At 67.5% G+C, this 12,746-nt stretch carries 12 protein-coding genes; 4 read left to right on the top strand and 8 right to left on the bottom strand.

Annotated features, from left to right (window positions below):
* Positions 1-85 precede the first annotated feature (85 nt).
* Both GUY59_RS08015 and GUY59_RS08010 read left to right on the top strand, forming a co-directional pair.
* A complete protein-coding gene (locus tag GUY59_RS08015; protein ID WP_138199407.1) occupies positions 86-1,042 on the top strand; it encodes a D-alanine--D-alanine ligase family protein in 957 nt (318 codons plus the stop codon).
* Between the two features lie 751 nt (positions 1,043-1,793).
* Positions 1,794-2,837: a threonine aldolase family protein gene (locus GUY59_RS08010; RefSeq protein ID WP_138199408.1), complete on the top strand. Its 1,044-nt coding sequence runs from the start codon at positions 1,794-1,796 to the stop codon at positions 2,835-2,837.
* 320 nt (positions 2,838-3,157) lie between these two features.
* Here the strand turns inward: GUY59_RS08010 and GUY59_RS08005 are convergent, their stop codons facing one another.
* From GUY59_RS08005 to rpmH, 8 genes are all read right to left on the bottom strand, one after another.
* Positions 3,158-4,120 (bottom strand): ParB/RepB/Spo0J family partition protein, encoded by a 963-nt coding sequence (locus tag GUY59_RS08005; protein ID WP_138199409.1) that lies wholly within the window; start codon positions 4,118-4,120, stop codon positions 3,158-3,160.
* Between the two features lie 274 nt (positions 4,121-4,394).
* Positions 4,395-5,330: a ParA family protein gene (locus tag GUY59_RS08000; protein WP_201760614.1), complete on the bottom strand. Its 936-nt coding sequence runs from the start codon at positions 5,328-5,330 to the stop codon at positions 4,395-4,397.
* A gap of 137 nt (positions 5,331-5,467) precedes the next feature.
* Entirely contained in the window at positions 5,468-6,139 is a 672-nt protein-coding gene (gene rsmG, locus GUY59_RS07995; protein WP_138199411.1) for a 16S rRNA (guanine(527)-N(7))-methyltransferase RsmG, read from the bottom strand.
* A 535-nt stretch (positions 6,140-6,674) separates the two neighbouring features.
* Positions 6,675-7,163, bottom strand: coding sequence for a Jag family protein (locus tag GUY59_RS07990; RefSeq protein ID WP_138199412.1), 489 nt, complete (start codon positions 7,161-7,163; stop codon positions 6,675-6,677).
* Between the two features lie 20 nt (positions 7,164-7,183).
* Positions 7,184-8,134, bottom strand: coding sequence for a membrane protein insertase YidC (gene yidC, locus GUY59_RS07985; protein WP_132329506.1), 951 nt, complete (start codon positions 8,132-8,134; stop codon positions 7,184-7,186).
* Positions 8,135-8,138: 4 nt separating this feature from the next.
* On the bottom strand, positions 8,139-8,420 hold the full coding sequence (gene yidD, locus GUY59_RS07980) for a membrane protein insertion efficiency factor YidD (RefSeq protein WP_132329503.1): 282 nt from the start codon (positions 8,418-8,420) through the stop codon (positions 8,139-8,141).
* A complete protein-coding gene (rnpA, locus tag GUY59_RS07975) occupies positions 8,417-8,761 on the bottom strand; it encodes a ribonuclease P protein component (RefSeq protein ID WP_201760613.1) in 345 nt (114 codons plus the stop codon). The genes yidD and rnpA overlap by 4 nt, the downstream gene beginning before the upstream one ends.
* Before the next feature lie 83 nt (positions 8,762-8,844).
* Positions 8,845-8,982, bottom strand: a complete 138-nt coding sequence (gene rpmH, locus GUY59_RS07970) for a 50S ribosomal protein L34 (RefSeq protein WP_020547366.1) — start codon at positions 8,980-8,982, stop codon at positions 8,845-8,847.
* 456 nt (positions 8,983-9,438) lie between these two features.
* On the opposite strand from rpmH, the gene dnaA reads away from it, so the two are divergent.
* Positions 9,439-11,019, top strand: a complete 1,581-nt coding sequence (gene dnaA, locus GUY59_RS07965; RefSeq protein ID WP_138199413.1) for a chromosomal replication initiator protein DnaA — start codon at positions 9,439-9,441, stop codon at positions 11,017-11,019.
* A gap of 544 nt (positions 11,020-11,563) precedes the next feature.
* Entirely contained in the window at positions 11,564-12,703 is a 1,140-nt protein-coding gene (dnaN, locus tag GUY59_RS07960; RefSeq protein WP_132329495.1) for a DNA polymerase III subunit beta, read from the top strand.
* Positions 12,704-12,746: the final 43 nt, after the last annotated feature.

Genomic DNA, 12,746 nt, shown 5'->3' with positions numbered 1-12,746 from the left:
GGCGCGCGGACGAAGCACCTGCCGTACACCATCCACCCCCGACGCCGGTACGGTTGGACAGCGTGCGATCAGCGGAGGAGATGTGATGAGCGATCTGGGCCACGTGCTCGTGCTGGCCGGAGGCCTCTCCTACGAGCGAGAGGTCTCTCTGCGGTCCGGTCGCCGAGTCAGCGAGGTGCTGCGCGCGGCGGGCGTCGACGTCGAAGCCCGCGACACCGACGCGTCCCTCGTGCCCTCCATCCTCGCCGACCCGCCGGAGGCCGTGTTCGTCACCCTGCACGGCGGCGCGGGCGAGGACGGCGCGATCCGCTCCGTCCTCGAACTGCTCAACGTCCCCTACGTGGGCGCCGACCCCGACGCCTGCCGGGTCGCCTTCGACAAACCCACCGCCAAGGCCGTCGTACGCTCCGTCGGGCTGCACACCCCCGAGTCCGTCACACTGCCGAAGGAGACCTTCCACGACCTCGGCGCCACCGTCGTGCTGGGCCGCATCGTCGAACGGCTCGGCCTGCCCCTCTTCGTCAAGCCCGCCCGTGGTGGCTCGGCGCTCGGCGCCTCCATCGTCCGCACCGCCGAAGACCTCCCCGCCGCCATGGTCGGCTGCTTCGCCTACGGCGACACGGCCCTGATCGAGCAGTACGTCGAAGGCGTCGAGGTGGCCGTCTCCGTCGTCGACCTCGGCAACGGCCCGGAGGCCCTGCCCGCCGTGGAGATCGTCCCCGACGAAGGGGTCTACGACTACGCGGCCCGTTACACGGCCGGCCACACCGAGTTCTTCGCCCCCGCCCGTCTCTCCCCCAAGGCCGCCGCGGCGTGCGCGGACACGGCGGTGACCGCCCACACGGCGCTCGGCCTGCGCGACATCTCCCGTACGGACCTGATCGTCGACGCGGCGGGCGTGCCCCATTTCCTCGAGGTCAACGTGGCGCCGGGGATGACGGAGACCTCCCTGCTGCCCATGGCCGCAGAAGCAGCCGGCCAGGACCTGGGCGACCTCTGCCGCGCACTTCTCCAGAACGCCGCCATCCGCTCCCGGCCCTGACCTCCACCCCGGACACCGGCCCCGCCGTACCACTCGCCCGCCGACGCTGAGCCGTCATCCCCTGCTGACGGTCACGCAGGACTACAACGGCGGCCTTTCCGCCCGACACCACCGCGCGCCACTGACCCACGTCGAGGGCGCCTCCTATGTCGTCCCCCAGCGGCCGTCTCGGGCAAGCCACCCCCATAGGACACGTCTGCCCTACCGCGCATACCGCCGACCCGCCTCACCCGACATCACCTCCTGCGCACCGCGAACCCGTACCTGCACTCCGCGCAACGCCAACCCGCCACAGCTCCCCACCGTGCACCGCCACCCCGCATCCGCACATCCAACAACCGCCCGCCGCGAACCCACACGGCACACCGCTGACCCGAAACGGGGCGTCTGCCTACCACGCGCACCTGACCAACAACGCGGCATGAGTCTGCCACGCTCCGACACACCCACGACGCGACCGTCCGCCGGCCCGCAACGCGGCATCCCCTGCCGAGTCCCCACAGACCCACAAGGCGACGTCTCCCTGCTGTGCCCGCCAGCCCACAGCGAGATCTTCTCCACGCCGCCTGACCACGAACGCCTCGCCCATTCCCGAACCCCGCCGACCCACGACGACGGCAGCAGCGGCGGCCGCGCCTCCGCCACATACGCCGAATGCATCACCAGCCACCGACTCCGAGCCCTCTCTCCAGACGGTTGCCTTCCACCCGTAGGCGGGGCCGTGTCTGCCCGCGGAAAGTAGCCTTGCGGTGTGCTGATCGATTCCACGTACCCCAAGAGCTTCGCCAGCGACAACCACGCGGGCGTGCACCCCGACATCCTGGCGGCGATGGCCGCCGCGAACGACGGAGACGCGCCCGCCTACGGCGGCGACCGTTGGACCGCGGCCTTCGAAGGAAGCATCAAGGAGGTGTTCGGGCCGGACGCGGAGGGCTTCGCAGTGCTCAACGGAGCGGGCGCCAACATGGTCGGCCTCGCTCTGATGCTCGGCCGCTACGACGCCATTCTCTGCGCCGACGGCGCCCACATCGCCACCCATGAAGCGGGCGCGGCTGAGCGGTTGCTCGGTGTGAAGTTGATGACGATCCCCACCGCGCAGGGCAAGCTCCAGCCCGGCGACATCCAGGCGCGCCTGGGCGGCGTCGGCAACCACCACGAGTCCCAGCCCGCCGTCGTCTCCATCTCCCAGTGCACGGAACTCGGCACCACCTACTCCCCTGAGGAGATCGCCGCGCTGGCGGAGGCGGCGCACGAGGCGGGCCTACGCCTCCACGTGGACGGCGCCCGGCTCGCCAACGCCGCCGCCTTCCTCGGCTGCGATCTGAAGGCCATCACCACCGACTTGGGGGTGGACGTCTTCAGCTTCGGCGGCACCAAGAACGGTGCCCTGGCCGCCGAAGCCGTGGTGGTGCTCGACCCGGAGCTGACCCGGGCAGTGCCATTCCTGCGTCGCCAGTCGCTTCAGCTCGCCTCGAAGATGCGATTCATCTCAGCCCAACTCTCGGCGCTCCTGACCGGCGACTTGTGGCGTCGGAACGCGGACCACGCCAACCGGATGGCCATGCGACTGGCGACCGGCTTGGAGGGCATCGCGGGGGTGTCGTTGGCGTTCCCCGTCCAGTCCAACGCCGTCTTCGCCTCGCTCCCGCCGGCAGTGGCCGAGACGCTTCAGCAGCGGTACCTGTTCCACTTCTGGGACGAGGCGTCCGGCGTCGTCCGCTGGATGACCGCCTTCGACACGGCGGCCGAACACGTCGACGACTTCCTGGACGACATCCGCAAGGCCGCCATGTGACCACCCACGTGTTTCACGTGAAACACGCTCAGCCCCGTCCGCGCGCCGCTCATGTTTCACGCGAAACACAAGCCCCGCAACGGCGAGGCTCCTACTCACAAGACTCACAAGGCATCGGCCGGTCACGGCGCAGTCGAGCAACACGCCACGAAGAACTGGTACGACGGTCGACCGGCTTGCCCCGCCCTCGCCGCCGCCCGCCCGCGGCAGGGCGGCGGCGGCGCGGCGCAATCCCGCCGCCAGCCGAGCCGCGAACGGAGGCCAGTGTTTCACGTGAAACAGCGCATCAGAGCTGGCGTGGTTTCACGTGAAACACCCGCTCATTCCTGAGCTTCCCTCATCGCCCGGACGGCCTCAGGGGCCATCGTGTCGATGATGCGCTCAAGGTCGTCGATCGTGGCGAACTCGACGACGATGCGGCCCTTGCGGCGTCCGAGGTCGACCTTGACCTTCGTCTCGAAGTGGTCGGAGAGGCGGTCGGCGAGATGAGTGAGCCCGGGTGCGGTGGGCTTGGAGGGCGTACGTTCACGGGGAGCCTTCTGGGCCGCCTGGGCACTTCCCATCGCCACGATCTCTTCGACCGCGCGTACAGAGAGAAGCTCCGCCACGATCCGCTGAGCGAGCTGGATCTGCTCCTCCACGGAGCTCAACCCGAGCAGAGCCCGCGCGTGGCCGGCGCTGATGACACCGGCGGCCACCTTGGGCTGGATCTCGGGTGGCAGGTTGAGCAGGCGGAGGGTGTTGGTGATGTGGGAACGGGACCGGCCCACCTTCTGCGCCAACTGGTCGTGCGTCGCCTGGAAGTCATCAAGAAGTTGCTGGTATGCCGCGGCTTCTTCCAACGGGTTCAGCTGCTCACGCTGAAGGTTCTCGATGAGCGCGTCCCGCAGGAGGTCGGTGTCCTGCGTGTTGCGGACGATCGCGGGGACCGGGTCAAGGCCGACCTGCTTGCAGGCCCGCCAGCGCCGCTCCCCCATGATCAGCTCGTACTGCCCACCGCCGACCGAACGCACCACGATCGGCTGCAGAAGCCCCACCTCGCGGATGGACTTCGCAAGCTCCTCAAGACGTTCGCCGTCGAACACCTCACGCGGCTGGCGTGGGTTGGGGACGATCGCTTCGAGGGCGACCTCCTTGAAGTACGCCCCCGCGACCGGCTGCGGGCCCGTCTCCGCCGTTGACCCGTTGGCCGAGGACGGAACCGCCCCCATGCCGTCAACGATGGGACCGGTCGGGATGAGCGCCCCGAGCCCCTTGCCCAATCCCCGCCGCTGCTGACTCACTGCGTCTCCTCATCCAGCCGGTCGAATCCGGTCACTCCTGGAGAGGTTACCGTTGCGCGCCGGACGGAGTGCCCGCTCGCCACACACCGCCCCGTTTGATTTACCCCGAGACGATCACAAATCTGCCCAGCCCATGACCACCCCTACGATTCCCTATCCTCGCCCAGCGGACGCATCGCAGTCTCGTACGTCGCGTGGGTATGGACGCTCGGTCGGCGTTGGGAAGCGTCCGACGACCGGGAGGCGGCATCCCGCGTCCCCGTGAATGGCGGGTTCAGGCGACCGTGGCGCGGTGGGCTATCTCCCGGGCGGCGTCCATGTAGGCCATCGCACCGCTGGACCCCGGGTCGTACGTCATGACCGACTGGCCGTAGCTGGGCGCCTCCGACAGGCGGACGCTGCGCGGGATGACCGTGTTGAGCACCGTGTCCCCGAAATGGGCTCGCACCTCGTCCGCCACCTGCGAGGCCAGCCGGGTGCGGCCGTCGTACATCGTCAGGACGATCGTCGACAGGTCGAGCGTCGGGTTGAGGTGCGCCTTGATCAGGTCGACGTTCCTGAGGAGCTGACCAAGGCCCTCCAGCGCGTAGTACTCGCACTGGATGGGGATCATGACCTCGTCCGCGGCCACCAACGCGTTCACGGTCAGGAGCCCCAGGGACGGAGGACAGTCGATGACGATGTAGTCGAGGTCGATCGAGTCGTACGCCGTCAGCGCCCGGCGGAGGCGGGCTTCCCTCGCCACGAGGGAGACCAGCTCGATCTCCGCACCCGCCAGGTCAATGGTGGCGGGCGCGCAATACAGGTTGGGCATGTCGGGCACTTGCTTGACGATGTCGGCCATGGGCAGATCGTCCACAAGCACTTGGTAGACATCCGGTACGTCGCCGCGGTGCTCCGTGGCGAGCGCCGTGGAGGCGTTGCCCTGCGGGTCGAGGTCGACCACGAGGACACGCTGGCCGTGCATCGACAGGGCGGCGGCGATGTTGACCGAAGTGGTGGTCTTGCCGACGCCACCCTTCTGGTTGGCCACCGCGATCACTCTCGTCTTGGCCGGACGCGGCCAGGAGCCGTCGCCATTAGCAGGGCTCTCGCCGGACTGGGCAGCCGTCTGCGTTGCGGATGTTTCACGTGAAACCACTGAGCTGAGCGCCTCTCGTACCAACGGCGATTCACCGGGGTTCAGGGGGGTCTGGGTCACGATGGCCATCCTTTCAACGAGTGGTGTGCCGCTGCCGGGAATTGACTGTCGCGACACGCCCATTTCAGGCCAGCCAACTCCGGATGGACTCTCGGACGGACGGCTGTCCGGCCAGCCAAGACCGCTTGACGCGACTGGCACAACCGTCACCTCCTTCGTCGCCGCCTGGGTTGCTCCGGCGCGCGACCCGCTACCACCCGAACCAATGTTGCAGGCGGCTCGACCTTACCGCGCCCGACGGTCACGAGCTCAGCCGTTCGGGCCCCGGTGGCTCGCAATTCGGCCTCCGCCTCGGCCAGTTCGCCCGCGGCCCGCTCCCCCTTCATGGCGATCAGCTCGCCACCTTCGCACAACAGCGGCATGGCCCATGTGAGCAGGCGTTCGAGCGGGGCCACCGCGCGAGCACTGGCGACGTCGTACTCACGCTTGCCCGCCAGCTCCTCCGCCCGCCCGCGCAGCACCTCGACGTTGCCCAGCTTGAGCGTGTCGACGCACTCCTGCAGGAACACGGTACGCCGAAGCAGCGGCTCCAGCAGCGTGACCGTGATGTCAGGGCGGACAATGGCCAGCACGAGGCCGGGCAGCCCGGCGCCTGACCCGATGTCCACCAGACGCACATCGGCAGGGATGGCCTCCGCCACGACCGCGCAGTTGAGCAGGTGGCGATCCCAGATCCGCGGCACCTCCCGGGGCCCCAGCAGCCCGCGGACGACTCCAGGACCCGCCAGCAGCTCGGCGTACGCGTTCGCACGTCCCCAAGCCTCCCCGGTGAAGACGTCACGCGCTGTCTCCGGCGGCTCCGAAAGCTCATCGCTCACTGGTCGGTGGCCCTTTCTTGGTGCTTGGTCGAAGCCCGGACGCCGATCGCCCTCGGGGACCGCGAGGACGTCAGAAGCCGTCCCCCACCCAAGGCTAGATGCGCGATCACATGGGAAGACTAGCGGGCTGTCCCAACGCCGACGCCGGACCGCGTGCCCCCGCCCGGCCCTGTGCCCGAAACACCCGCAAGCCCGTTCGGCGGACCGCACGCCACTCGTACCCCCGGACATGCACAAGCCGCATGACCAAGCACGTGCCAGTCGTACGGCCTGATCCGACCGGGTGAGCCTCGCGCCCGAGCACGGGCAAGTCGCACGCGCCACGCGCGACCAGGACGTGTGCCCGAGCGTGCCTGAGGCCAGGTGCGGCGTGTGCACCGATCGTGCTCAACGATTGTGCACGGTCCTGCACACGACTCCCGGGTCACGGTAGCGCCCGTACATCCCGTGCCCGGAGTGCCCGTCGGGACGACGGACATGCGAACGGCCGCCTGTTCCCGCGAAGGTGGCGGAGGCAGACGGCCGTTGGGAGGGGTCAGGCGGGCAGGACCACGACGTACCGCTGAGGCTCCTCGCCCTCGGACTCGCTGCGGAGCCCGGCGGACGCGACGGCGTCGTGGACGATCTTGCGTTCGAAGGGAGTCATCGGGTGCAGGGACTTGGGCTCCCCGCGCTCCTTGACCTGGTTGGCGACCTCGGTGCCGAGCTTGGTCAGCTCTGCCCTGCGCCGCTCGCGGTAGCCGGCCACGTCGAGCATCAGCCGGGAACGTTCGCCGGTCTGCCGGTGCACGGCCAGGCGGGTCAGCTCCTGCAGCGCTTCCAGGACCTCTCCCCCGGGCCCCACCAGCTCCGTGCCCTTGAGCCCGACCACGGAGACCAGGGCACGGTCGCCCTCGACGTCCATGTCGATGTCGCCGTCGATGTCGGCGATGTCGAGAAGGCCTTCGACGTAGTCGGCAGCGATCTCGCCTTCCTGCTCCAGCGCGGTGAAATCAGGAGCCTGCTCCTGCTCGGCCTCGGTCATGGCCGGCCTCTCCTTCGTGTTCACGACTTCTTGCTGCCGGTGCGCTTGCTGCGGGGCTGCCGGCTCGGCTGTTGCCTGATGATCTTAGGCTCCGGCGGGGGCGGCGGCGCCTGCTCCTCGGGGGGTGTCTTGCGGATCTTCGCGATCAGGCCCTGCTTGGGCGGGGTGGGGATCACGTTGCCCTTGGCGTCGTACTGAGGCATCGGGTAGCGGCTGTAGAACCAGTGCTGCTGGCCGAGCGTCCACACGTTGGTCGTGACCCAGTAGAGGATCAGGCCGAGGGGGAAGTTGAGGCTGAAGATGGCGAACAGCGGCGAGATGTACATCAGGATCTTCTGCTGCTGCGCCATGGGGTTGTCCGGCATCTGGGCCATGGACCGGGTGACGCTCTGCCGCACGGTGAGGAACGTGGTCAACGAGCTGATCGCCACGAAGATGCCAAGCACGATCTTGGTCTGCACCGCGCCGGCCTGGAACGTCGTGAGCTGCTCCGCCGACATCCAGAAGTGGGCGGGCAGCGGCGCGCCGAAGATGTGCGCGCTTCTGGCGCTGTCGACCAGGTCCTGCGTCATGCCGTAGCTGGGCTCGCCGTTGGCCATCTTCTGCAACACGGTGAACATGGAGATGAAGATGGGGAACTGCGCGAGAACGGGAAGGCAGCCGCCGAGCGGGTTGGCCCCGGCACCCTGGTAGAGCGCCATGACCTCCTGGTTCATCCGCTGCTTGTCGTTCTTGTAGCGCTTGCGCAGCTCCTGCACCTTGGGGGCGAGTTCCTGCATCTTCCGCGACGATCGCATCTGCTTCAGGAAGAGCGGGAAGATCAGGATCCGCATGAAGGCGGTCAGCGTGATGATCGTCAGCGCCCAGGTCAGCCCGCTGTCCGGGTTGAGGACCGTGCTGTACGCAGTATGGATCCAGATGATGACTTGGGCTACGGCTTGGTACAGCCAGCTCAGCCAGGACAGCTCCACCGAGCTATCTCCCTTGCGTTTCGTGAGACCGGACCGGGCGTGGGGGCACCGGGTCAATACCTCCGGGATGGAATGGGTGGCACCGCCCGATGCGCCGGACAGTCAGCCATGTGCCGCGCAATGCTCCGTGCACGGCAATCGCCTCGAGTCCATATGCACTGCACGACGGGTAGAACCGGCAGCGTGGACCGAGCATCGGGCCGATGAAGGCCCGGTAGAACCGGATGGGGAGGATGAGCGCCCGAGCGGCGTGGCTCGGCGCCACCACTTGCGGCTGCTCTGTCATCTCTGCTGTCCACCCGTCGAGGACTCGTGCCGCCTGAGCAAACGTTCCAGCGCGGAATCGAGCTCGGCGGCCAGGTGCTCGAATCGCGCGGACGCGGCCGGTGGATTGGCGCGTACCACCAGAAGGCTACCTCGCGGCAGCCGGTCAAGACGGTCCCGCATCAGGTGTCGGAGCCGTCGCTTGACCTTGTTGCGCGTCACGGCGCCGCCGACGGCCTTGCTCACGACGAAACCCACTAGGGGTTCGTTATCCCCAGATATGGCGAAATGCACCACTAGAGTCGGTCGGCCGGCGCGCTTGCCGCGCCGCACCGCCGTCTCGAACTCGTCCCCGCGTCGCATGCGGGATTGGCGGGACAGCACCGTATACGCCTAACGCCCGCCGGCGAGAAACACCGGCGGGCCGACAATCAGGCGCGGGTCGATCAGGCCGACAGCTTCTCGCGGCCCTTGCGGCGGCGAGAAGCGAGGATGGCGCGACCGGCCCGGGTGCGCATCCGCAGCCGGAAGCCGTGGGTCTTCGCGCGGCGACGGTTGTTCGGCTGGAAAGTACGCTTGCTCACGGGTGGGCTCCAGGCTTGATGATGCGCCACAGCGGCGCTTAACACACAGGATGGCCTGTCAGGGAAGCGAGGGCACGCGAAATAGCCGTCGCGTGACAAGCCGACCGTCGTACGTTACGGGTGAAGCGCGGCTCAGGTCAAACCAGACCGGTTATCCACTAATCCACAGGCGACTTTTCCACGGGCCCGCCGGCGTCCACAGTATGTGCACCCAGGTGCCACTACGCTGTGGACAACGTCTTGAACACGGCTGTGCACATAGATACTGTCAGCCCTTCTGGGCCAGCCCCAAGGCTGTGCACAACCTGTGGATCTCCTGTGGAGAGCCTGTGGAGCGCCCGGGCGGGAAGCCCGGCAGCCACGCTGTGGACGAAGGGGCCGCCGAGAGCCGGGGCGGCCGCGAGATGTGGATAACGATCGCGGGGGGCCGCGAGAGGAAGGAGGGGGAGCCGCATCATGAACGCTGTCGACCTCGGCACGGTATGGCAGAGGGCACTGGGCAACTTCCTCAACGAGAACGTGCCGGTGCAGCAGCGCACGTGGCTGTCGATGGTGCGGCCGATCGCCCTGGCCAACGACACGATCGTGCTCGGCGTCCCCAACGACTTCCTCAAGGACCTCATCGAGGGCAAGCTGCGCTCGCTCGTCACGCACGCGCTGTCGCAGGAGCTCGGCCGGACGATGCGGCTGGCGGTGATGATCGACACGACGGCGCCCGAGCAGCCGGCCGGGGACCTTCATCAACAACCTGTGACTCACAGTTATCCCCAGGATGTGGAGAGTCAGCCGCGTTATGCACAGCCTGCGCCACCGCAGCACAACCAGGCTTCCGAGCCTCCACAGTTCTATTCTCCACAGCCCGAGCAGCCCCAGATATCCACCGAATATCCACAGCAGAGCTTCTCTTTTGAACAGGCGCAGCCGTACACACCGCCTGTGGAGAAGAGCCCCGAGCCGGCGCAGAACCGCTGGGAAGCGAAGAGCAGCAAGCCCAGCGAACCAGCACGGCTCAACCAGAAATACACATTCGAGACATTTGTCATCGGCGCCAGCAACCGGTTCGCCCACGCGGCGGCCGTGGCGGTGGCCGAATCCCCCGCGAAGGCGTACAACCCCCTCTTCATCTACGGCGATTCGGGGCTGGGGAAGACGCACCTGCTGCACGCGATCGGGCACTACGCCCAGAGCTTGTACGACGGCGCGCGGGTCAGGTACGTGAGCTCCGAGGAGTTCACCAACGACTTCATCAACAGCATCCGCGACCACAAGGCCGACGGGTTCCGCGGCCGCTACCGCGCGATCGACATCCTGCTTGTGGACGACATCCAGTTCCTGGAAGGCAAGGAGCAGACGCAGGAGGAGTTCTTCCACACCTTCAACACGCTCCACAACGCCAACAAGCAGATCGTCATCTCCAGCGACCGGGCGCCGAAGCAGCTGATCACGCTGGAGGACCGGCTGCGCAACCGGTTCGAGTGGGGTCTGATCACCGACGTGCAGCCGCCCGAGCTGGAGACCCGGATCGCCATCCTCAGGAAGAAGGCCATCCAGGAAGGGCTGGCCGCGCCGCCCGAGGTGCTCGAATACATCGCGAGCCGCATCTCCACCAACATCCGCGAGCTCGAAGGCGCCCTGATCAGGGTGACCGCGTTCGCCAGCCTCAACCGGCAGGGCGTCGACCTGCAGCTGGCCGAGGTGGTGCTGAAGGACCTCATCACCTCGGAGTCCGACACCGAGATCACCATCGCGGCGATCATGAGCGAAACCGCCCAGTACTTCGGCATCAGCATCGACGACCTGTGCGGTACCTCCCGCAGCCGGGCGCTCGTCAACGCCAGGCAGATCGCGATGTACCTCGCCCGCGAGCTCACCGAGCTGTCGCTGCCGAAGATCGGCCAGCAGTTCGGCGGCCGGGACCACACGACCGTGATGCACGCCGAGCGCAAGATCCGGTCGCTCATCGCGGAGCGAAGGTCGATGTACAACCAGGTCAACGAGCTCACAATGCGGATCAAACAGACGCCCCGTGGATCTTGAGTTTCATACACAGCCTGTGGAAAACGCTGTGGACCAGCGGAAACGCAAAAATTCACTCGCCGTTCGCCCGACAATGCTGGGAAAAATCCGTCCACAATGGTTGGGGACAACGGTGGGGACATCCTGGGGAGAACCTGGGGACTACCAGTGGACAGTGTGTGGACAGACTGTGAACAACGGATCTGGGGCTCCAGAAGGGCCTCTCGTACCCCGTGGATAACCTGTGGAAACCTCGTGGATAACCCCGGCCCGGCCGTGGATGAAGGCACCAAGATCTGGGGACGGCCTGTGGGCGAAAAATCTCTGTCCCCAGGCGCGGAAGTTCTCCCCAGGCGTCACCCACAGCATCGGTGGATGAAAATATGGCCTCTGACCAGCCAAGACGCCGGTTGTCCACAGTACCCACAGCCCCTAGTGTGATGACCTCTTATCTCTCTTACTAAGAAACTCAAAGACCCATAGAGGGGTTCTCCCGGAGCGCGAGTCCGGGAGGGTGGATCCTTGAGATCCTTGAAGCAACGACGAACCCAGGAGGCTGATCACCGTGATGTTCCGAATCGAGCGAGACGTCCTCGCTGAGGCGGTGGCATGGACGGCACGCAGTCTCCCGGCGCGACCGTCGGTGCCCGTGCTCGCCGGCATGCGCTTGGAGGTCACGGACGAGCAGCAGCTCAAGCTCTCCGGATTCGACTACGAGGTCTCCGCCGAGGTGACGCTCGAGGTCCACACCGGCGAACCGGGCGTCGTGCTCGTCTCGGGCAAGCTCCTCGCCGAGATCACCCGGTCCCTTCCCGCACAGCCTGTGGATTTCGTGGTCGACGGCGCCAAGGCGGTCGTCACGTGCGGCAGCGCGCGGTTCACCCTGCTGACCATGCCTGTGGAGGACTACCCGTCGCTCCCCGCGATGCCGCCGGCAGCGGGCCGCGTCGGCAGCGACGTGTTCGCCTCGGCCGTCGGTCAGGTCGCCGTCGCCGCGGGCCGGGACGACACCCTGCCGATGCTCACGGGCGTACGCATGGAGATCGAGGGCGACACGGTGACGCTCGCCGCGACCGACCGCTACCGGCTGGCCGTGCGCGAGCTCAAGTGGCAGCCGGGGCAGCCCGACTTCTCCGCGATCGCGATGATCCCCGGCAAGACGCTCGCCGACACCGCGAAAGCGCTCGGCGCGACCGGCGCCGAGGTGGAGATCGCGCTCAGCTCCGCCGGCGGCACCGGCGAAGGCATGATCGGTTTCTCCAGCGCCGGGCGGCGCACCACGACCCGGCTGCTCGACCCCGAGTTCCCCAAATACCGTTCGCTCCTGCCGACCGAGTTCTCCGCCCGCGCCGACCTGTCCACAGGCCCGTTCGTCGAGGCGGTCAAGCGGGTGGCCCTGGTCGCCGAGCGCAACACCCCCGTACGGCTGGCCTTCAAGAGCGGCGAGGTCGTGCTGGAAGCCGGCAGCGGCGACGAGGCGCAGGCCGTCGAGGCGCTGCCCGTCGACTACGAGGGCGAGGAGATGAACATCGCCTTCAACCACCAGTTCCTGCTGGAAGGGCTGGGCGCGATCGACTCCGACGTGGCCAGGCTGCAGATGACCACGTCGACGAAGCCCGCTATCCTCACCGGTGGCAAGCCTGTGGACGACGCGGCCGCGGCGGACTACCGCTACCTGATCATGCCCATCCGCCTGTCCGGCTGACCCGGCCTTCGGGGGATGATGGAAGCCTGACGAGGGGGAGACA

Origin of the sequence: Nonomuraea sp. K271 (assembly GCF_009908215.1) — a bacterium.
Lineage (GTDB): Bacteria > Actinomycetota > Actinomycetes > Streptosporangiales > Streptosporangiaceae > Nonomuraea > Nonomuraea longispora.
Note: the sequence above shows the minus strand (reverse complement) of the source record. Positions and strands in the feature narration are given on the sequence as shown.